Origin of the sequence: Aureibaculum marinum, assembly GCF_003813905.1 — a bacterium.
In the GTDB taxonomy this organism is placed as follows: Bacteria; Bacteroidota; Bacteroidia; order Flavobacteriales; family Flavobacteriaceae; genus Aureibaculum; species Aureibaculum marinum.
This window is the reverse complement of the sequence record NZ_RPFJ01000002.1, coordinates 263,665-284,486: the sequence shown is the minus strand read 5'-3', so window position 1 is coordinate 284,486 and position 20,822 is coordinate 263,665. Positions and strand designations below refer to the sequence as shown.

19 protein-coding genes are annotated in these 20,822 nt (G+C 31.6%); 10 read left to right on the top strand and 9 right to left on the bottom strand.

Annotated features, from left to right (window positions below):
• The first annotated feature begins 55 nt into the window (after positions 1-55).
• Both EGM88_RS01910 and guaB read left to right on the top strand, forming a co-directional pair.
• The gene (locus tag EGM88_RS01910; RefSeq protein ID WP_123896277.1) at positions 56-721 is read left to right on the top strand and encodes a uracil-DNA glycosylase; all 666 of its coding nucleotides are present in this window, start codon (positions 56-58) and stop codon (positions 719-721) included.
• Positions 722-927: 206 nt separating this feature from the next.
• Entirely contained in the window at positions 928-2,400 is a 1,473-nt protein-coding gene (guaB, locus tag EGM88_RS01905; protein ID WP_123896276.1) for an IMP dehydrogenase, read from the top strand.
• A gap of 450 nt (positions 2,401-2,850) precedes the next feature.
• Here guaB and EGM88_RS01900 read toward each other — a convergent pair whose 3' ends face one another.
• The 9 genes from EGM88_RS01900 to EGM88_RS01860 form a co-directional block, all read right to left on the bottom strand.
• A complete protein-coding gene (locus EGM88_RS01900) occupies positions 2,851-3,486 on the bottom strand; it encodes a peptidylprolyl isomerase (protein WP_123896275.1) in 636 nt (211 codons plus the stop codon).
• A gap of 131 nt (positions 3,487-3,617) precedes the next feature.
• Positions 3,618-4,484: a TolB family protein gene (locus EGM88_RS01895; protein WP_123896274.1), complete on the bottom strand. Its 867-nt coding sequence runs from the start codon at positions 4,482-4,484 to the stop codon at positions 3,618-3,620.
• 351 nt (positions 4,485-4,835) lie between these two features.
• Positions 4,836-5,702: a substrate-binding domain-containing protein gene (locus tag EGM88_RS01890; protein WP_123896273.1), complete on the bottom strand. Its 867-nt coding sequence runs from the start codon at positions 5,700-5,702 to the stop codon at positions 4,836-4,838.
• A 2-nt stretch (positions 5,703-5,704) separates the two neighbouring features.
• Complete coding sequence (locus EGM88_RS01885) at positions 5,705-6,577, bottom strand: nucleoside phosphorylase (protein WP_123896272.1); 873 nt, start codon at positions 6,575-6,577, stop codon at positions 5,705-5,707.
• Positions 6,578-6,648: 71 nt separating this feature from the next.
• The gene (locus EGM88_RS01880; protein WP_123896271.1) at positions 6,649-6,975 is read right to left on the bottom strand and encodes a translation initiation factor; all 327 of its coding nucleotides are present in this window, start codon (positions 6,973-6,975) and stop codon (positions 6,649-6,651) included.
• A gap of 52 nt (positions 6,976-7,027) precedes the next feature.
• Positions 7,028-7,978 carry an isopenicillin N synthase family dioxygenase gene (locus tag EGM88_RS01875; RefSeq protein ID WP_123896270.1) on the bottom strand — a complete coding sequence of 317 codons (951 nt, stop codon included), beginning with the start codon at positions 7,976-7,978 and terminating at the stop codon, positions 7,028-7,030.
• Positions 7,979-8,017: 39 nt separating this feature from the next.
• Positions 8,018-8,713 carry a DUF6048 family protein gene (locus tag EGM88_RS01870; protein WP_123896269.1) on the bottom strand — a complete coding sequence of 232 codons (696 nt, stop codon included), beginning with the start codon at positions 8,711-8,713 and terminating at the stop codon, positions 8,018-8,020.
• The gene (locus tag EGM88_RS01865) at positions 8,694-9,194 is read right to left on the bottom strand and encodes a DUF6452 family protein (protein ID WP_123896268.1); all 501 of its coding nucleotides are present in this window, start codon (positions 9,192-9,194) and stop codon (positions 8,694-8,696) included. Before EGM88_RS01865 ends, EGM88_RS01870 begins: the two co-directional genes overlap by 20 nt.
• 17 nt (positions 9,195-9,211) lie before the next feature.
• Positions 9,212-10,819, bottom strand: coding sequence for a CTP synthase (locus tag EGM88_RS01860; RefSeq protein ID WP_123896267.1), 1,608 nt, complete (start codon positions 10,817-10,819; stop codon positions 9,212-9,214).
• A gap of 355 nt (positions 10,820-11,174) precedes the next feature.
• On the opposite strand from EGM88_RS01860, the gene mce reads away from it, so the two are divergent.
• The 8 genes from mce (at position 11,175) to scpA (ending at position 20,760) form a co-directional block, all read left to right on the top strand.
• Positions 11,175-11,579, top strand: a complete 405-nt coding sequence (gene mce / locus EGM88_RS01855) for a methylmalonyl-CoA epimerase (protein ID WP_123896266.1) — start codon at positions 11,175-11,177, stop codon at positions 11,577-11,579.
• A gap of 27 nt (positions 11,580-11,606) precedes the next feature.
• Positions 11,607-13,166 (top strand): acyl-CoA carboxylase subunit beta, encoded by a 1,560-nt coding sequence (locus EGM88_RS01850; RefSeq protein WP_123896265.1) that lies wholly within the window; start codon positions 11,607-11,609, stop codon positions 13,164-13,166.
• Positions 13,166-13,552 carry an OadG family protein gene (locus EGM88_RS01845; protein WP_123896264.1) on the top strand — a complete coding sequence of 129 codons (387 nt, stop codon included), beginning with the start codon at positions 13,166-13,168 and terminating at the stop codon, positions 13,550-13,552. The genes EGM88_RS01850 and EGM88_RS01845 overlap by 1 nt, the downstream gene beginning before the upstream one ends.
• Before the next feature lie 48 nt (positions 13,553-13,600).
• Positions 13,601-14,017, top strand: a complete 417-nt coding sequence (locus EGM88_RS01840; protein WP_123896263.1) for a biotin/lipoyl-containing protein — start codon at positions 13,601-13,603, stop codon at positions 14,015-14,017.
• A 40-nt stretch (positions 14,018-14,057) separates the two neighbouring features.
• On the top strand, positions 14,058-15,374 hold the full coding sequence (locus EGM88_RS01835) for a sodium ion-translocating decarboxylase subunit beta (RefSeq protein ID WP_123896262.1): 1,317 nt from the start codon (positions 14,058-14,060) through the stop codon (positions 15,372-15,374).
• Positions 15,375-15,398: 24 nt separating this feature from the next.
• Positions 15,399-16,688, top strand: coding sequence for an acetyl-CoA hydrolase/transferase family protein (locus EGM88_RS01830; protein ID WP_123896261.1), 1,290 nt, complete (start codon positions 15,399-15,401; stop codon positions 16,686-16,688).
• Between the two features lie 70 nt (positions 16,689-16,758).
• On the top strand, positions 16,759-18,576 hold the full coding sequence (locus EGM88_RS01825) for a methylmalonyl-CoA mutase family protein (RefSeq protein ID WP_123896260.1): 1,818 nt from the start codon (positions 16,759-16,761) through the stop codon (positions 18,574-18,576).
• 51 nt (positions 18,577-18,627) lie between these two features.
• Complete coding sequence (scpA, locus tag EGM88_RS01820; RefSeq protein ID WP_123896259.1) at positions 18,628-20,760, top strand: methylmalonyl-CoA mutase; 2,133 nt, start codon at positions 18,628-18,630, stop codon at positions 20,758-20,760.
• The last annotated feature ends 62 nt before the right edge of the window (positions 20,761-20,822 follow it).

The following is a 20,822-nucleotide window of genomic DNA, read 5'->3' as shown; positions in this document are numbered from 1 at the left end:
AAAGTAACTAAAAAAATAGTCTTTTCTATTTAAGACGTTGTCAAAAGTTGAGTGTATGGATGTGAAAATTGCAAAAAGTTGGAAACCTATTTTAGAACAAGAGTTTAAAGCTGATTATTTTAAGAATCTTGTTTCCTTTGTAAAGAAAGAATACTCTTTATATACCTGTTATCCAAAAGGTAAAGATATTTTTGCAGCTTTTGATTATTGTTCATTTGATAATTTAAAAGTTGTCATTATAGGTCAAGATCCTTATCATGGCGTAGGGCAGGCTAACGGATTGTGTTTTTCTGTAAAGCCAAATATTCCTTTTCCACCATCGTTACAAAATATTTTTAAAGAAATAGAATCTGATATTGGAAAACCTATTCCAGAAAATGGAGATTTAGAGCGTTGGGCAAAGCAAGGGGTGTTATTGTTAAATGCAACATTAACCGTTAGGGCACATCAAGCGGCTTCTCATCAAAATAAAGGGTGGGAAAAATTTACTGATACAGTAATTTCGCAAATTTCACAATATAAAAAGGATGTTGTTTTTTTACTTTGGGGTGGTTATGCAAAAAAGAAAGCGAAATTAATTAATAGTCAGAATCACTATGTTTTAACAAGTGGGCATCCTTCTCCATTAAGTGCCAATAGAGGTTATTGGTTTGGAAATAAGCACTTTAGTAAAGCTAATGCTTTTTTGAAAAGTAGAAATTTACCAACTATTGACTGGTAGCACTGTCATAATAATAAATTTTATAGCCAAGTCAAAAACTAAAAATTGGAAATAAAATTAGAATTAATCTTATGATAATAAAGCTAGTCGAAATAAAAATTGTAAATTCGCGTGCAATTAATATTGAGCTAATTTTTATTTGTTTATAGCCCTGAGACTTTGGGGAATTTGGTATAAATTAGATCACTGCATAAATTTAATTGCCCATGAATACTCAAAATCCAAAAATTGTTGGAGAAGGTTTAACCTACGATGATGTACTTCTAGTTCCCGCTTTTTCAGAAGTTTTACCTCGTGAAGTTAATATAGAAACTAAATTTACTAAAAACATAACTATTAATGTGCCTATTGTGTCTGCAGCTATGGACACGGTAACAGAATCAGCTATGGCAATTGCAATGGCTCGTGAAGGCGGTATTGGTGTACTTCATAAAAATATGTCAGCAGAACAGCAGGCTATTGAGGTTAGAAGAGTAAAACGGGCTGAGTCGGGTATGATTATAGATCCTGTAACTTTATCAGTTACTGCTACTGTTGGAGATGCTAAGAATTGTATGCGAGAACATAGTATTGGAGGTATTCCTATTGTTGATGATAATGGGATGCTGAAAGGGATTGTGACCAATAGAGATTTGCGTTTTGAGCATGGAAATAAAAAACCAATAGTTGAGGTAATGACTAGTGAAAATTTAATAACAGCTCCTGTAGGAACCTCACTAAAGGATGCTGAAAAAATACTTCAACAGCATAAAATTGAAAAATTATTAATTGTTAAAGGGGATAAGTTAGAAGGTTTAATAACGTTTAGAGATATTACTAAAGTTACTCAGAAACCAATTGCAAATAAAGATACTTATGGTAGATTGCGTGTTGCAGCAGCAATTGGGGTAACTTCAGATGTTATGGATAGAGCAGAAGCTTTAATTAATGCTGGGGTTGACGCGTTAATTATTGATACGGCTCATGGACACACGAAAGGGGTGGTTGCCGTACTTAAAGAAATTAAGAAAAAATTTAAAGATATTGATGTGGTTGTTGGTAATATTGCTACGCCAGAAGCTGCAAAATATTTAGTTGAAGCAGGAGCAGATGCCGTTAAAGTAGGTATTGGACCTGGATCAATTTGTACAACCAGAGTAGTAGCTGGAGTTGGTTTTCCACAATTTTCTGCAGTGTTAGAGGTGGCAGCAGCCATAAAAGGAAGTGGTGTACCTGTAATTGCCGATGGAGGTATACGGTATACTGGAGATATTCCTAAAGCTATTGCTGCAGGGGCAGATACAGTAATGCTAGGTTCTTTATTAGCAGGAACTAAAGAGTCTCCGGGAGAAACCATTATTTACGAAGGTAGAAAGTTTAAGTCTTATAGAGGTATGGGGTCTGTTGAGGCGATGAGACAAGGAAGTAAAGATCGTTATTTTCAAGATGTTGAAGATGATATTAAAAAATTAGTACCTGAAGGTATTGTTGGCCGTGTGCCTTATAAAGGTGATTTGTTTGAAAGTATTCATCAGTTTATTGGAGGCTTACGTGCAGGAATGGGCTATTGTGGTGCTAAAGATATTGAAACTTTAAAAAATACAGGTAAATTTGTGAAAATTACGTCTTCAGGTATTAATGAAAGTCACCCTCACGATGTTATGATAACAAAGGAATCACCTAATTACTCAAGAAGATAATAGGGTTTTTATAGTCTACTTCTTTGTTTCAACACAATTTCAAGTTTAGATATTTTATCTAAACTTTTTTTTGTCTTTTTTTACAAAATTCTTTTAAAGTGATAGAAATAATAGTTGAAAATGAGTGTGAATTATGTAATTGATTTTTAGGTTTTTATGGTTGTTATGTGTTTTGTTAAAAAACAATTTTTTTAAAAAAAAGTGTATGTTAAAAAGACTAGGAAAAAGCACTTTATTTTCAATTTAACAAATAAATAATAAAACCTTTTAACCTAAATTATACTTTTATTAAAGAAGGCACGTTATTTTATTGCATTTAATTCCCATTCCGTAGTTTTTGGAAAATTTAAAAATTTTCTGAGCTGCGGAATGTTTTTTTATAACGTGCCTAAATTATAAAAGCCTTTGTATTATTTTAAAGAGCAGCTAATTGATTTAAATAGAACAAATCTATTTCACAATATACGCTTTTTTTATATAATCTAGTTTAGGGAAATTAGATTTTAAGTATTGATTTCCTTTGTTTTGAATTGAATCCTGTCTATACCCAGGCTTTTCACCATAACCATCATAGAAAGATTTTACAACATCCATTCCTTCAGTGACTTTTGCAATTACTGGAAATCCAGAAACGTCATTATAAAATAAGGAATCTAATCTGGCATTATTTTTTAAATTAATAAATAATTGTGTGGTTCTAGATTCTTTTCCACCTCGAGCAAAAGCAATTGTACCTTCTGCATTACTTTTTTTTACGGGTTCATCTTCAATTTTATAATTGCTCCATGCATTATTCAATTCAGCATTGTTATGTATACCAAATTGTACAACAAAATTTGGTACAACTCTAAATAAAGCAATGTCAGTATAAAAATCAGTGGAGATTAATTGATATAGCCTGTCAACAGCCTTAGGTGACCATTCACGGTGTGCTTCAATATCAAAATTACCTTTAGTAGTTTCAAAGCGAGCTTTAAAAATAGCAGGAGCTTCTTTATTTAACCATTTCTCTTTAATAATTTTAGAACCACAAGAACTTAAAACAAAAATTATAACAACTAAAAAAGAATAAAAAGAGGGCTTCATTAGGTAATAATTTTATGTTATAAATTTAAGGCTAAATATATTATTAGGGCACAAACTTAAAAATTTTCTTTCAAAAAATCTTAATAAGAGAGTAAAAGAGAATAGTGTGTACTTATTTTAAATGTTGTATTTTATTCTAAGTTATCGTTTACAACAATGGCTATTTTATTACCATTAGGACTAATAGTAAGTCTAGTAATACCACTTAAACCAAGAGAAGATAACGAAGCAAATTGGACCCAAGTTTTGTCAACTCCAGGTTTTAATTTATAGAGTTTATCATCTTTGCCCATAATCATAGTGCCATCTGGTGTCCAAGCTAAATCTTGAGAATCTTCTAAAGGGTCTGCTAGGTATTTTTTTTCACTATTTACAGGGTTAATAGAATAAATTTCAGGTTCTTCATGTTCTAAACTAATAATACTTAATAGTTCAGTATTTGGTATTTTTAATATAGATCTACCAATATTTTTATCTATTGGATATTTAATTTTGTACTTTAAATTTGAAATTTCTAATATAGAGGGGTCATCTATAACAAAAGAAGCTAGCATTTTTTTAGAAATCCACGCATGGTAGCCAACACGTAAATCTTCAATTAATACTTCTTGCTTTTTTCCATTGAATTTATACATCCATAATAATTGACTACCATCTTCTTCCATTCTAACAGTGGTAAAGTATTTTTTATTAGGAGTTTGAATAGGAGAGTATTCGCTGGCTTCTGTGTCGGTTAACCAAACATTTACATTATTATCTATGTCATAAAGAGCAATATCTGTTTGATTGTTCCGTGTAGAGGCATATAAAACCCCTGAACCATCATTTAAAAAGGAAGGCTGATTGTCATATCCTTTGTTGTTGGAAATGTTAATGGGGTTGTCAAGTACAATTATACTATCACCTTGAATAAAATCAAATAAATATATGTCTGTATCAGTTTGGCTAAAACTAAATGTAGAAATTATCAGTAATAAACAAAGTATTTTTATTTTCATAGCTTATTTTTATCTATTGTGTTATATATCCATTTGTATTTAAACAGAAAACACAAGATCAATAATTTTAGTAAATTGTTTAGATTAGAATATGGGTTACAGCAAATATATGCATAATTTAAATTGGTTTACATTTAATATTGCTATTTTAAATGGACTCATAAGAAAACTATATTTTTTTATTTAGTTTGTGGTTCGCAATAACTTTGCCAAAATTTTTATAGTTTAGAGATATAAAATGTTTAAATAATTCAATTAAAAAAGCCATTACAACATTGCTGTTATAATGGCTCCAGATTGGTTGGTTGATTGCAATTTTAGGTTATTTAATAACCTAGATTTTTAGTTGGTTTAAAATAGTTTTTGGGTTAATATCTCTGTAGATATTGTTTTATTAATAACGTCAAAAGCTTTCAATTTATTTTGAATAGAATTAATTAATTTGATGGAAACGTATTTGTCTCTATTCCATTTAGTTAACGATAGCCATGTTTTTACATCTTCTATTTGAAGTTGATAGCGTTTCGAAAAAAGTTTGATTAACTGCTCGTTTTCTAAAGGAGTTTTAAAACTTTCTAGTTGTTTATTAATTACTTCTATAATTGTTTTGATAGCCTCTGAATTGTTTTCAAGAATGTTATTTCTAACTGCTATTACAAAACAGGGCCAAGGTGTTTCTATATTATCAATTCTCCTAAAAGTGCCATTATCTACATAAGGTTTAGTCATAAAGTGTTCCCACATAAAATAATGGGCTGTTCCTTCAGATAATGCAGCTACACCACCGTCTAAATTTTTAACTAAAACATATTCTAGTTCTTCAACATTAAAACCTTGTTTAATTGCATTTACTTTTGCCATTAAATGAGATCCAGATCCATATCTACTAATGGCAATTTTGGCATTTTTTAGAGATGCTACAGAATCAAAGGAAGAGTTTTTAGCTACATGAATTCCCCAAAGCAAAGGAGACTCAACATATATTTTTACAATTTTGCTTGGGTTGCCATTGCTAATGTCTTTTATAATACCTTCAGTTAGTATTACTGCCATGTCTATGCTGTTATCTCGTAAAGCTGTACACATAGCTCCCGTACCACCAGGAAATTCTTTCCATTGTAAGTCAATATTTTTATCTTCAAACTTGTGGTCTTCAATAGCCAAATGCCAAGGTAAATTAAAATGTTCTGGGACTCCTCCAATTGTTATTTTTTGCATAATTAGACTAACTTGTTTAAGGTATATGTAATTAAGTTTTCTATAGTTTTATTGGGATTGTCGCTAAAAGTACCATTTGCTCTATTGGCAATAATAGCATTCATTGATAGGGCTTCATGACCTAATAATTTAGATAAACCATATATAGCTGCGGTTTCCATTTCAAGATTAGTAATTTTTAAATCGTTAAAATTAAAACTGTCAATTTTTGAGTTTAATGTAGCGTCTTGTAAGGCCAATCTTAATATTCTTCCTTGAGGTCCGTAAAAACCATTGGCAGTAGCAGTAAACCCTTTAAATGTATTGTCACTAAATAATTTGTTTTCTAATGTTTTACTGCCTTTTACTATATAAGGTCTTCCTTTTCTATTACTCCAATTTGTATGTTTTATAAAAGCGTCTTCAATTTCTGTTTCTAAAATATGTTCACAGTCATAAGCATGTAATGTACTATCCATACCTAAACCATAAGAGGCTAAAACAAAGCTATCTACAGGAATATAATCTTGTAAAGAACCAGAAGTACCTATACGTACAATAGATAGTTTTGTATGTTCTGGTTTTATTGTTCTAGTTTTTAGATTGATATTTACTAAAGCATCCAATTCATTCATTACAATATCTATATTGTCAGGGCCAATTCCTGTTGAAATTATAGATATTTTTTTACCTTTAAATACACCAGTTATGGTTTTGAATTCTCTTTTTTGAGTTTCAAAAAGAATCTCATCAAAATGCTTGGCAACCTTAGCTACTCGATCTTGATCACCTACAAAAATAATGGTATTAGCTAATTGTTCTGGTTTTAAATTAAGATGATAAACGCTACCGTCTTTATTAAGGATAAGTTCTGATGGGAGAATAGGTTTTATCATGTATGTCTGTTGTTAGAGTGTTAAATTTAAAATAGATTTTACTGTTTGTTAGCGTTCGGTATAAATTTTTATCATCCACCAACACGTTTAACATTAAATCCTTTTTCTTTTAATATTTCCATGATTTTATCTCTAAAATCACCTTGAATAATTATTTTATCATCTTTAAAACTGCCTCCAACACTTAGGCTGGTTTTTATTTCTTTTGCTAATTTTTTAAAATCAGAAGTAGCTCCAGTATATCCTTCTAATATGGTAATAGGTTTCCCTTTGCGTTTTTCATATTTGCAAATAATAGGATCATCTTGCAACCAGATATCACTTTTTTTTATCGGTTTTTCCTCTTCTTCAGGTTGATGATCAGGAAATAAATTTTTTAATTGATCTTGTAAATCCATTTTTTTATTAGCTATAAGATTACGGACGTTTCAACTCTGGTTGTACAATAACTTATTTTTTTATTAAACCTAACTCTATCAAACGTTCGTTTAAAAAATCACCAGCAGTAATATCTTCGTATAATTTAGGGTGTTCATTATCTATGCAATTTTCTAAACAATTAAGTGGCATTTCACTAATTGGATGCATAAAAAACGGAACCGAATAACGTGAAGTTCCCCATTTTTCTCTAGGAGGGTTTACTACCCTGTGTATGGTAGATTTTAATCTGTTGTTAGAATGTCGAGAAAGCATATCGCCGACATTAATTACTAATTCATCAGGTGCAGCTATGGCATCTATCCATTCGCCTTTATGGTTTTGTACTTGTAGACCTTTTCCTTGAGCTCCCATTAATAGTGTAATTAAATTTATATCGCCATGAGCTGCTGCTCTTACGGCGTTTTTGGGTTCTCTAGTAATTGGAGGGTAATGTATTGGTCTTAAAATACTGTTTCCATTTTTTACATACTTATCAAAGTAGTATTCATCTAAATCTAAAAATAAGGCAAGAGCTCTTAGTACATAAACTCCTGTTTTTTCTAACATTTTATAGGTTTCTTTACCTACGTTGTTAAATTCAGGAAGTTCTTTTACAATAACATTATCTGGATATTCAGCTTTAAGTTTTTCATCATTTTCTACATATTGTCCAAAATGCCAAAACTCTTTTAAATCGCCTTCTTTTTTTCCTTTGGCACTTTCTTTTCCAAAAGAAACATAACCACGTTGACCTCCAATACCTTCTATTTCATATTTACGCTTGGTTTCTAATGGTAAATCGAAGAATTTTTTTATTTCACTATATAGATTATCAACTAAAGTATCACTTAAAAAATGTCCTTTTAGGGCAACAAAGCCAATATCTTCATAAGCCTTACCAATTTCACTAACAAATTTTTCTTTTCTTTTAGAATCATTAGATAAAAAATCTGATAAATCTACGCTTGGTATATTTTGCATAATGTATTTATTTAGAGTAGTAAAAATAGGGAAAAATAATTATTTTTCCTTTTTGTAAAACGGAATTAAGTAAGAAATTGTATAATTAAATCCGAATCCTGAATTATTCAAAAATACACGGTTAAACCCAGGTACAAATAAGTTTTTAAAATTATTTGGTTGTTTTGAGCTAATCATCTTTTTTCCACTAAAACTGAAGCCCATATATAAGTTAGTTAATACTTCTGCTTTTACACCTAGTATAATTTCTCCCCAATGAGCATTTAAGTTGTTAAAATTTTGCCCATTTTTAGGAGAGGTTAGGTCATCATAAAAAGCATCGTTATTAATAATATAGGAGTTTAAGGTATGGTTAAAAACACTAAATCCATATCTAAAACCAACATAAATCATATTCTCCATATCTAACCAATTCTCATAAGCATTATAATCAACACCTAGTTTTATATAAGAGCCATTGGTGGTAAAATTCATAAAATCTTCATCTGTGGTGTTTTCTAGATATCCTAATTCGGTGGCGGCAAAAAGTTTTTTTGAAATGCGGTAATCACCTACAATTTCTAATCCTTTTCTATTGTTATCTACAGCAGTATGTATTGGATTGTATAAATCTATTCCAACTCGTAATCCATATTTATTTAAATAAATTGTATCCTTTTGCTCTGAACCAATACCTTGTGTATAAGAAACAGTAAAAGCGAGTAAAAACAATAGGTTAATGCAGTACCGTAACATGTGCTTTGTTTTCGTTTTCAATTTCTCTTTGTTCAATAGAAATACTTTTAATCCATTGATTTTCTAAGCTTTCAAATCCTTTGGTTATGTTTACGTTGTTAAAAATCATTTTGTAACCACAAGATCTACCTACGAATACTTCTTCGGTATCATAAGTTATACTTATCGTATCTTGATTAATAAGAGTATTATCTCTACTATTAGCTGTTAATACTACTGTTGTTTTGTTTTCGTAAATATTTAAAGGAATTCCTATAGAATCTCTTCCAAGTGTGTCTAACGTGTTATTTTCAATGTCAACATCTAAAATTTCAACAGCCAAATTATTTACAGATTTTTTACTTTCTGGATCATCCAAATCATAAAATGCGATGTATAATTTAGGTGTTATCGGATCAATACATATTTCATCGCGTTCACAACTCGGCAACAAAACAAGTGTTGTCAAAAATAAGAATAGCGATGTAATTTCTTTTTTCATTTATGGGTATTGAACTGTTATTTGCTTTCTAAACACGCTTTTACAAATGCTACAAACAACGGATGTGGATTAAGTACTGTACTTTTGTATTCCGGATGATATTGAACACCTACAAAATAAGGATGCTCAGGAATTTCTATAGTTTCAACCAAATTAGTTTTAGGGTTAACACCTGAAATTTTCATACCTGCGTTACTAAATTTTTCAGCATAATCATTGTTAAATTCATAACGATGACGGTGGCGTTCACTAATCATTTCAGTTTGATATGCTTCGTATACTTTTGTACCTTTTTCCAATTTGCAATCCCAAGCCCCTAAACGCATGGTTCCACCCATATTAGAAATATTTTTCTGTTCTTCCATTAAATTTATTACAGGATAAGGTGTTTTTTTATCCATTTCGGTAGAATTAGCGTTTTCTAAGTTCAATACATTACGAGCAAATTCAATAACAGCCATTTGCATACCTAGGCAAATTCCTAAAAAAGGAATGTTATTTTCTCTTATATATTGTATTGCTTTTATTTTGCCTTCCACACCGCGTACTCCAAACCCTGGGGCTACTAAAACGCCATTTAAATCTTTTAATTTTGAAGCCGCATTTTCAGTGGTAAGGCTTTCGGAATGAATCCAATGTAAATTTACATTAATTTCTTGAGAAGAACCAGCATGTATAAAAGCTTCTGAAATAGATTTGTATGCATCTTGCAACTCTACATATTTACCAACTAATCCAATTTCAACAGTGTGTTTTGGATTTTTATGTTTGCGTAAAAACTCATTCCATTGTTCTAAATTTGGTTTAGGGTCTGTAGGTAATTTTAACTTATTAAGTACTACTTCATCCAACCCTTCATCATACATTAAATTTGGAACGTCATAAATTGTGTTTACATCTATAGATTCAATAACATCGTTTTGTTGAACATTACAAAATAGTGCTAATTTTCTTTTAATATCATCACCAATTGGGTGTTCTGTTCTGCAAACTAAAATATCAGGATTTACACCACTTTGCATTAACATTTTTACCGAATGTTGAGTGGGTTTGGTTTTTAATTCTCCTGCAGCAGCTAGATAAGGCACTAGAGTAAGGTGAATTACCACAGCATTTTCTCTACCAAGTTCCCATTCTAATTGTCTAACAGCTTCTACATAAGGTAAAGATTCAATATCACCAACTGTGCCACCGATTTCAGTTATAACAATATCATAATCACCAGTATTTCCTAAAAGACGAATTCTTCTTTTAATTTCGTCAGTAATGTGAGGAATAACCTGTACTGTTTTTCCTAAAAAATCTCCTCTACGCTCTTTATCAATAACAGATTGGTAAATTCTCCCTGTAGTAACATTATTAGATTGTGAAGTAGGAATATTTAAAAATCTTTCATAATGACCTAAATCCAAATCGGTTTCAGCTCCATCATTGGTAACAAAACATTCTCCATGTTCATAAGGATTTAAAGTTCCAGGATCTATGTTTATATAGGGATCTAATTTTTGGATGGTAACCGAGTAGCCTCTAACTTGTAATAATTTTGCTAAAGAAGCAGCAATAATACCTTTCCCAAGTGATGAAGTTACACCTCCGGTTACGAAAATATATTTGGTATTTTTCATTTATTTTTGGTTTGGTCAAAAGTACAAACTCTAAATGTAATGACAAATGAAAATTTTGGGAATGTTAGAATTTGTTACCATAGGGAGTATTATTGATTATTTGTTTTTATTTTTTTACTATCTCAACTTTAAGATACCAACACTTTTATTTTCTAGATGATGGATATTTAATCTGGTTATAATCAAATTTTTAAACTTCTTTACATAGATAATTTCAATTGGTATGCTATTTACGAAAAGGTTATAGTAAATTTATCGATAACATGACATCTGTCATATAATAAAAATAGGGTATGGTTTAACTTTGATGCATAATTAAAAGTAAGACCTAAATAATTTTAAATCAAAATAGATTATGAATATCTCACACATTGAACATATTGGCATAGCTGTCAATAACTTAGAAGAATCAATTAAATATTATGAAGATGTACTTGGTATGAAATGCTATAGTATTGAAGAAGTTGAGGACCAAAAAGTGAAAACAGCATTTTTTCTGGTAGGAAATACCAAAATAGAATTGCTAGAGAGCACATCTCCTGATGGTCCTATTGGTAAGTTTATTGAAAAAAAAGGTCAAGGGATTCATCATATCGCTTTTGCAGTGGAGAATGCAACAAAAGCATTACAAACTGCCGAAGAGAGAGGTGTAAGGTTAATTGATAAAGTTTCTCGTAAGGGTGCAGAGGGATTAAATATTGGGTTTTTACATCCAAAATCAACGCATGGAGTATTAACTGAACTTTGTTCAAAAGAATAATTAGAATAACTAAAATAGTTTTATAAAATGGCAAATCAAGATAAAATTAATGAGTTAATCGAAAAAAGAGCCAAAGCTAGATTAGGCGGTGGTGAAAAGCGTATCGAGTCTCAACATGCAAAAGGAAAATTAACTGCACGTGAACGTATTGATATTCTATTAGATGATGATAGTTTTGAAGAGTTTGATATGTTTGTTACACACCGAACCAAATCGTTTGGTTTAGATAAAAAAGTTTATCTATCCGATGGAGTTGTAACAGGACATGGTACTATTGATGGTAGAATTGTTTATGTTTTTGCTCAAGATTTTACAGTTTTTGGCGGTTCTCTCTCTGAAACTTACGCCCTAAAAATTTGTAAGGTTATGGATATGGCAATGAAAATTGGAGTTCCAGTTATTGGATTAAATGATAGTGGTGGAGCTCGTATTCAAGAAGGAGTTAGGTCTTTAGCAGGTTATGCTGAAATTTTCCAAAGAAATATTATGGCTTCTGGAGTTATACCTCAGATTTCTTCAATTTTAGGTCCTTGTGCTGGTGGTGCTGTTTACTCTCCAGCTTTAACAGATTTTACAATAATGACAGATCAAACAAGTTACATGTTTGTTACAGGTCCTAAAGTAGTAAAAACGGTTACTGGTGAAGATGTTACTACTGAGCAGTTAGGAGGAGCAAACATCCATTCTACAAAATCTGGAGTATCTCATTTCTTAGCAGAATCTGATGAAGAAAATCTTTTATTAATTAGAAAATTGATGAGTTATCTTCCTTCTAATAATCTAGAAGAACCACCAGTAATAAGCACTTCAGATCCTATAGATAGATTGGATGATGTGTTAAATGAAATGATGCCTGATAATCCAAATGAGCCTTATGATATTCTTGATGTAATTACTACAATTACAGACAATGGCGAATTTACTGAAGTACATAGAAATTATGCACGTAATATTTGTGTTGGTTTTGCTCGTTTTAACGGTCGTCCAGTTGGTATTGTAGCAAATCAACCTAAATTCTTCGCAGGGGTTTTAGATACAGAAGCTTCTAGAAAAGCAGCACGATTTGTGCGTTTCTGTGATTCTTTTAATATACCAATTGTAACCTTAGTTGATGTGCCAGGTTTCTTACCAGGAACAGGACAAGAATATGGAGGTATTATTCTTCATGGAGCTAAATTATTATTTGCTTATGGAGAGGCAACTGTGCCAAAAATTACAATTACACTTCGTAAATCTTATGGTGGTGCACATGATGTAATGAGCTGTAAACAATTAAGAGGAGATTTAAATTATGCTTGGCCAACAGCAGAAATTGCAGTTATGGGAGCTAAAGGAGCCGTAGAAGTTTTAGAAGGTTCTGCTATTAGAAAAATTGATGATGCTGAAGAAAAGCAAGATTATATAGTTAAAAAAGAAGATGAGTACAATGCTAAGTTTGCTAACCCTTATGTGGCTGCAAAATATGGTTTTATTGATGATGTTATAGAACCAAGAAATACTCGTTTTAGAATTATTAGAGGGTTAGAATTACTTGCCAATAAAAAAGAAGTAAATCCACCTAAAAAACATTCAAATATCCCATTATAATGATAAATATTCCATTACAAATAGATCAAATAAGTGAAGGATACATTATCCTAGGAACAGGCTTGTTTATAGTTTTTAGTTCTTTAGTATTGTTGAGCGTGTTTTTCAAATTTGGAGTACCAGCCTTGCTTAATTCTTATAAAGCAATTAAAAAAGGTAAAGAAAAGGGTAGTCAAATGATTAAAAAAGATGCCCCTGCTGTTGTTCCTGCTGTTAGTGAAAAAGAATTTACAGGTGAAACTGCTGCCGCTATAGCAACAGCATTACATATGTATTTACATGAGCAACATGATAATGAAAACGCAATATTAACCATAAAGCAGGCGAAAAAAATGTATTCGCCATGGAGTTCAAAAATATATGCTACACATCAAAATTTTAGATGATTTTGATACTCAAGTTTTAATAAGAATTCCACTATAAAATTAAGAATGATGAAAAATTTCAAATTTAAAATATACGATAACAATTACAATGTTAAGATTGTTTCCCATGAAGATAATCAAATTAACTTAGAAGTAAATGGTACAGCTTATACTGTAGAGATGAAGTCTGAAGTTAAAAAACCTAAGACGCCAACCCTAGTGCGTTCTGCAGCTAAAACACCAGCAGCACCTAAGGTAAATCCTGGCTCTGCAAATACTAAAGTGGTAGCTCCAATACCTGGTGTTGTGGTTTCTGTAGATGTAAAAATTGGTGATGAAGTTAAAGTTGATGATAGATTGTTAGTATTAGATGCTATGAAAATGGAAAATCACATTACAGCCGAAAAAGCAGGTACAGTTAGTGCAATTCACGTTACTGCTGGGCAACAGGTTTTGCAAAGTGATGTGTTAATTGAATTATCATAAAATATAAATCGTAACGATTTATAAATTTAAAAATAGAAAAATGAAGAAAGTATTAATAATATTCGGAGTGTTATCACTTCTCATCTTTATCAGACCTGTACTAGGCTTGAATACAGCTAAAAATACTTCAACTACGCAATCAGTTGAACAAATAGATACTGCAGAAAATGAAAGTTTTTTTGATAAAGCATTTGGAGGAATAAATCAATTTTATAATTATACAGGTTTTGCAAACGCTACCAGTGGTCATTTAATTATGATTGTTATTGGTCTTATTTTTATTTATTTAGGAATAAAATATGATTATGAGCCTTTGCTTTTAATTCCAATTGGTGCTGGTGTTATTATAGGTAATATACCCTTTGTTGCAGGAAATATGACTGGTATTTATGAGGAGGGGTCAGTATTAAATTTTCTGTACTTTGGAGTTGTTAAAGGAATTTATCCTCCATTGATATTTTTAGGAATAGGAGCAATGACAGACTTCTCATCTTTAATTGCAAATCCTAAATTAATGTTATTAGGAGCTGCAGCTCAAATTGGTGTATTTGGTACCTTTTTAGGAGCTCTTTATTTAGGTTTTCATTTGCCAGAAGCAGGTGCCATTGGTATCATTGGGGGGGCAGATGGGCCTACGGCTATTTTTCTTTCGTCTAAATTAGCTAATGGAGTTAACCTATTACCAGACGGTACAACTGTTAAAAACCTTATTGGTCCTATTGCCATAGCAGCTTATTCGTATATGGCATTGGTTCCTGTTATTCAGCCACCATTAATGCGATTGTTAATTTCTAAAAAAGAAAGAAAAATTAGAATGAAACCGCCAAGAGCAGTATCTCAAAAAGAAAAAATGATTTTTCCTATTGCAGCTCTAATTTTAACCACTTTCATTTCTCCAAGTGCCTTACCTTTATTAGGTATGTTATTCTTTGGTAATTTATTAAAAGAATCAGGAAGAACAGAAAGGTTAGCGGAAACTGCAAGAACCAAAATGATTGATATTGTTACTATTCTTTTAGGGGTTACTGTAGGAGCATCTACACAAGCCGATATTTTTATAACAAAAGATTCTTTACTTATTTTCGGATTGGGTGCTATATCATTTGTTATTGCCACAATGGGAGGTTTACTTTTTGCAAAACTGATGAATTTATTCCTTAAAGGTGATAACAAAATAAATCCTTTAATCGGTGCGGCAGGAGTGTCTGCAGTACCTGATAGTGCAAGAGTTGTGCATGCTGAAGCTTTAAAATCAGATCCACATAACTATTTGTTGATGCATGCTATGGCACCAAATGTTGCAGGTGTTATTGGTTCGGCCATTGCAGCCGGTATCTTATTAAGTTTTTTAACATAATTGAATAATTTTAAAGACAAAAAAATGAATATACCTAATAAAATGTCAGCTGAAGAGGCTGTAAAGATTATAGAGTCAGGAAATAGAGTGTTAATTCAAGGAGGGTCGGCTACTCCACAAGCTTTAATTAAAGCAATGGTAGCAAGAGCACCAGAATTAAGAGATGTAGAATTGGTACATTTACATACAGAGGGTGAATGTGGTTATGTTGCTCCAGAATTAAGTAAAAGTTTTCATACCAGTGCATTTTTTATTGGAGCAAATGTTAGAAAAATGGTAGGTAAGACTGTAGATTATGTTCCCATTTTTTTAAGTGATATTCCTAGTTTGTTCCATCAAGGTTATATGGATTTAGATGTGGTAATGGTAAACGTTTCTCCTCCTGATAAACATGGGTTTTGCTCTTTAGGTGTTTCTGTTGATATCGTTGTTTCTGCTATTGAGCATAGTAAAAAAATAATAGCACAAATCAATCCTCGAATGCCTCGTACTTTTGGTGACGGTTTGGTGCATATTAAAAATTTTGACGCCTGTGTAGAAGTTGTAGAAGATTTGCATGAAATGAAATTAGTTGCACCTACTAAGGAAGAAACTTTAATTGGTAAAAATGTTGCGGGTATTATTGAAGATGGTGCTACACTTCAAATGGGTATTGGAGGTATTCCAAATGCAGTTTTAAGTTTTTTAACAAATCATAAAAATTTAGGTGTTCATACTGAAATGTTTGCTGAAGGAATTATAGATTTGGTAGAAAAAGGTGTAGTAAATGGTTCAGAGAAAAAAGTAAATCCATTTAAGATAGTATCAGGATTTGCTATGGGAACACGTAGATTATATGATTTTATGGATGACAATCCTGAAATAGAAATGAAAGATATTGGTTATGTTAATGACACAGCAATTATTCGTCAAAACCCGAAAGCAACTGCCATTAATTCAGCTATAGAAATAGATTTTACAGGTCAAGTTTGTGCTGACTCTATTGGAACAAGGATGTTTTCTGGTGTTGGCGGTCAAATGGATTTTATGAGAGGTTCTGCTTTGTCTAAAGGTGGTAAACCTATTATTGCAATTACATCAGCTACAGCCAAAGGGGTTTCTAAAATTGTACCTATGCTAAAAACTGGTGCAGGGGTTGTAACTACAAGAGCTCACGCCAGATATGTAGTTACGGAATATGGTGTTGCATTTTTATTTGGAAAAACATTAAAACAACGAGCTCAAGCATTAAGAGATATTGCACATCCAGATCATAGAGAAGATTTAGACAAAGCTATTTTTGAAAGGTTTGGAAGTAGTTTAATGATAAAATAATTTTTAAATGCTGATATTTTTAAAAAAATATCAGCATTTGTAAAAAATAAATTCATAAAAATAAAATACTATGAGTAATACAAGTAAATCACTTTTTTCAGAATTCAAGCCCGTGAGTAAATCGGAATGGATTGAAAAAGTGAACATAGATTTAAAAGGAGCCGATTTTGATAAAAAGTTAGTTTGGAAAAACTTAAATAAAATTAGTATCCAACCTTTTTACTTAAATGATGAAAACCAAATATTTTTAAAAAATACTGGAGAAAATTCACAATCTTTAGTGAATTATAGAGCTATTGTTGCAGAAAATAGTGAAAAAGCTAATGAATTGGCTTTAAAAGCTATTGACGAAGGAGTTACAGGATTGCTTTTTGATGTTGATACCAATACTTCGGTTTCTCAACTATTAAAAAACATTAAATTAAATGAAGTTTCAGTTTCATTCCATTTAAAATCCAATGCTATAAATTTTGTAAAAGAATTTATCGCTTTTGTAAAAGAAAACAAAGTAGCCAACCTAAATTTAAAGGGGTATATTGATACAGGGTTAATTTCAAACTATGTAACTACAGGGCATTTAGAAGGAGAGCAGTTTAGTATTATTACAGAATTGGTAAAGTTAACTGAAGATTATCCAAACTTTAAAGCGATTACTATTTCGGGTAACGAATATTTAGACTCTGGTGCAAATCAGGCTCAAGAGATTGCTTATACTTTAAACTCATTGGTTTTTATTGTTCAAAAATTGGCTGAAAACGGGTTAGAAATTCAAGCTATTTTTGATAATTTAAACTTTAGATTAGGTATTGGAGCAGAATATTTTATTGAAATAGGAAAGTTTAGAGCATTTAACCATTTGTTGACAGAAATTGCTAGTAAATATGATATTTCAGATTTTTCAAACACATTAATTGCTAAAACTTCTGTTTGGAATAAATCAGTTACAGATGCACATACTAATTTATTGCGTGCTACTACTGAAGCTATGGCTGCTATTTTAGGAAATGTTGATGGTGTTTTGATAGATCCTTATGATAAAGAATTTAAAGAACCTTCTGATTTTTCTAGCAGAATAGCTGGAAATATTACTACTATTTTAAAAGAAGAATCTTATTTTGGCAAAGTAGAAAATCCAGTTGATGGATCTTATTATATTGAAGAGGTTTCAACGAAAATTGCAGAAAAAGCATTGGAGTTATTTAAATATATAGAGCAACATCAAGGATTTTATAGAGCTTTTGAAGATAAATTAATTCAAAATCAAATTGCTGAAATTCGTCAAGAAAAAATAAAATTATTAAGTCAACGTAGATTGATAATGGTAGGTGTAAATAAATATCCTAACCTGATGGAAAAAGTAGCATCTTCTGTTTTAGCAGGTAAACAAGATCACGAATCTTCAAAAACTTTAAAACCAAGAAGAGCTACCTTAGAAATTGAAGCTGTTAGAAAAGCTACTGAAGAATTTGTTGAAAAAACAGGGGTACGTCCAGTAGTTGAATTGGCTAGTTTTGGTAACTTAACAATGCGTAAAGCAAGAGCTGCTTTTGCTTATGACTTTATTGGTGTAAGTGGATTTGATGTTTTGCCAGAAAAAAGTTACGAATCGGCTCAAGAGGCTGCGGAAACAAGTGCTAAATCAGAGTCTAATGTGGTTGTGATATGTAGTTCAGATAATGATTATGATGAATATGCTGTTGATTTTATTAAAACATTTAGAACAATTAATAGTGATAAAGTTTTATTGTTAGCAGGAAATCCAAAAAACATTGATGAATTATCAGCAGCTGGCTTAGATGGATGTTTGCATATTAAATCAGATGTAATTGATACTATATCAAGCATTCAAGATAAAGTGAAAAAAACGATAAAATCTTTGGAAGTATGATGTCGCTGTTGCGATGATATGAGGCCATTGTTAAACAATAAAAAGATACACATGAAACCAGATTTTTCAGATTTAAAGATAAATACAGTTGCTAAAGAAAAAATTACTGTAGCAACCAATCAAGATATTTGGAATACACCAGAAGGTATTCCTGTTAAAAAACATTTTACAAAAGAAGACATTAAAAATGCCGAACATTTAGGCTTTGCGGCTGGTATTCCACCATTTTTAAGAGGACCATATAGTACTATGTATGTAATGCGTCCATGGACAATTAGACAATATGCTGGTTTTTCAACCGCAGAAGAATCTAATGCCTTTTATAGAAGAAATTTAGCAGCAGGACAAAAGGGGCTTTCGGTAGCCTTTGATTTAGCCACACATCGTGGTTACGACTCTGATCACCCTCGTGTAACAGGAGATGTTGGTAAGGCGGGTGTTGCTATTGACTCTATTCTAGATATGGAAATTTTGTTTGATCAAATTCCATTAGATAAAATGTCAGTTTCTATGACTATGAATGGTGCTGTTTTGCCAATTATGGCTTTTTATATAGCTGCCGCCAAAAAACAAGGTGTTGCTTTAGATAAGCTTTCAGGTACTATTCAAAATGATATATTAAAAGAATTTATGGTGCGTAATACATATATTTATCCACCATTACCTTCAATGAGAATTATCGGTGATATTTTTGAATATACCACGCAAAATATGCCAAAGTTTAATTCAATTTCTATTAGTGGTTACCACATGCAAGAGGCAGGTGCAACGGCAGATATTGAATTGGCTTATACCTTGGCTGATGGTTTAGAATATATCAGAACTGGATTAAAATCAGGACTTAAAATAGATGAGTTCGCACCGCGTTTGTCCTTTTTCTGGGCTGTAGGGATGAATCATTTTATGGAAATTGCTAAAATGCGTGCAGCACGTATGTTATGGGCTAAAATTATTAAATCTTTCAATCCAAAAAATCCAAAATCAATGGCTTTGCGTACACACAGTCAAACTTCAGGATGGAGTTTGAGTGAGCAAGATCCATTTAATAACGTGGCACGAACATGTGTAGAAGCAATGGCTGCAGCATTAGGAGGTACACAATCATTACACACTAATGCATTAGACGAAGCTATTGCGTTGCCTACTGATTTTTCAGCACGAATTGCACGTAATACACAAATTTTTATCCAAGATGAAACTCAAATTACTAAGTCTGTAGATCCTTGGGCTGGTTCTTATTATGTGGAGTATTTAACTCAAGAAATTGCCAAAAAAGCATGGAAACTTATTGAAGAGGTTGAAGAGTTAGGCGGTATGGCTAAAGCCATTGAAACGGGTGTGCCTAAAATGCGTATTGAAGAGGCTTCAGCCCGTAAACAAGCACGATTAGATTCGGGTCAAGATATTTTAGTTGGTGTAAATAAATTTAAAACTAAAGAAAAAGCTGATATTGAAATCTTAGAAGTTGACAATACAGTTGTACGTAATTCTCAAATTGAGAGATTGAAAAAATTAAAAGCAAATAGAGATCAATCTGTTGTTGATGCCAAATTAGCTGCTTTATCTGCATGTGCAGAAACAGGAAAAGGAAATTTATTAGAGTTTGCTGTTGAAGCTGCTGAAAATTTTGCTACTTTAGGAGAAATTTCAGATGCTTTAGAGGCTCACTTTGGTCGTCATAAAGCAGATACTAAATTAATTACAGGCGTGTATAGTAAAGAAGTAGATAGTGATAGTACTTTCGCAAAGGCTCAAAAATTAGCTGATAAATTTGCAGAAATTGAAGGTAGAAGACCAAGAGTAATGATTGCTAAAATGGGGCAAGACGGACATGATAGAGGTGCTAAAGTTGTGGCCTCTAGTTTTGCAGACCTTGGCTTTGATGTAGATATGGGATCATTGTTCCAAACTCCTGAAGAAGTAGCTAAACAAGCTGTAGAAAATGATGTTCATTTTGTAGGTGCTTCAAGTTTGGCTGCGGGTCATAAAACTTTAATTCCTCAATTAATTGAAGAATTAGAAAAATTAGGTAGACCTGATATTATGGTTTTTGCAGGTGGTGTGATTCCTGAACAAGATTATAATTACTTGTTAGAAAGAAAGGTAGTTGCCATATTTGGTCCTGGTACCGTAATTTCTGAATCTGCCATAAAAATAATGGAGAAATATTTAGAACAAGAATAAGTTTTTTAGATATACTATTAAAAAACCCAGCATAAATTGTGCTGGGTTTTTTGCTTTTCTGA

What these genes read in the sequence shown, in the direction of transcription:
- EGM88_RS01910 (WP_123896277.1), top strand. Translation starts at nt 56, where the DNA reads ATGGATGTGAAAATTGCAAAAAGTTGGAAACCTATTTTAGAACAAGAG.
- guaB (WP_123896276.1), top strand. Translation starts at nt 928, where the DNA reads ATGAATACTCAAAATCCAAAAATTGTTGGAGAAGGTTTAACCTACGAT.
- EGM88_RS01900 (WP_123896275.1), bottom strand. Translation starts at nt 3,486, where the DNA reads ATGAAGCCCTCTTTTTATTCTTTTTTAGTTGTTATAATTTTTGTTTTA.
- EGM88_RS01895 (WP_123896274.1), bottom strand. Translation starts at nt 4,484, where the DNA reads ATGAAAATAAAAATACTTTGTTTATTACTGATAATTTCTACATTTAGT.
- EGM88_RS01890 (WP_123896273.1), bottom strand. Translation starts at nt 5,702, where the DNA reads ATGCAAAAAATAACAATTGGAGGAGTCCCAGAACATTTTAATTTACCT.
- EGM88_RS01885 (WP_123896272.1), bottom strand. Translation starts at nt 6,577, where the DNA reads ATGATAAAACCTATTCTCCCATCAGAACTTATCCTTAATAAAGACGGT.
- EGM88_RS01880 (WP_123896271.1), bottom strand. Translation starts at nt 6,975, where the DNA reads ATGGATTTACAAGATCAATTAAAAAATTTATTTCCTGATCATCAACCT.
- EGM88_RS01875 (WP_123896270.1), bottom strand. Translation starts at nt 7,978, where the DNA reads ATGCAAAATATACCAAGCGTAGATTTATCAGATTTTTTATCTAATGAT.
- EGM88_RS01870 (WP_123896269.1), bottom strand. Translation starts at nt 8,713, where the DNA reads ATGTTACGGTACTGCATTAACCTATTGTTTTTACTCGCTTTTACTGTT.
- EGM88_RS01865 (WP_123896268.1), bottom strand. Translation starts at nt 9,194, where the DNA reads ATGAAAAAAGAAATTACATCGCTATTCTTATTTTTGACAACACTTGTT.
- EGM88_RS01860 (WP_123896267.1), bottom strand. Translation starts at nt 10,819, where the DNA reads ATGAAAAATACCAAATATATTTTCGTAACCGGAGGTGTAACTTCATCA.
- mce (WP_123896266.1), top strand. Translation starts at nt 11,175, where the DNA reads ATGAATATCTCACACATTGAACATATTGGCATAGCTGTCAATAACTTA.
- EGM88_RS01850 (WP_123896265.1), top strand. Translation starts at nt 11,607, where the DNA reads ATGGCAAATCAAGATAAAATTAATGAGTTAATCGAAAAAAGAGCCAAA.
- EGM88_RS01845 (WP_123896264.1), top strand. Translation starts at nt 13,166, where the DNA reads ATGATAAATATTCCATTACAAATAGATCAAATAAGTGAAGGATACATT.
- EGM88_RS01840 (WP_123896263.1), top strand. Translation starts at nt 13,601, where the DNA reads ATGAAAAATTTCAAATTTAAAATATACGATAACAATTACAATGTTAAG.
- EGM88_RS01835 (WP_123896262.1), top strand. Translation starts at nt 14,058, where the DNA reads ATGAAGAAAGTATTAATAATATTCGGAGTGTTATCACTTCTCATCTTT.
- EGM88_RS01830 (WP_123896261.1), top strand. Translation starts at nt 15,399, where the DNA reads ATGAATATACCTAATAAAATGTCAGCTGAAGAGGCTGTAAAGATTATA.
- EGM88_RS01825 (WP_123896260.1), top strand. Translation starts at nt 16,759, where the DNA reads ATGAGTAATACAAGTAAATCACTTTTTTCAGAATTCAAGCCCGTGAGT.
- scpA (WP_123896259.1), top strand. Translation starts at nt 18,628, where the DNA reads ATGAAACCAGATTTTTCAGATTTAAAGATAAATACAGTTGCTAAAGAA.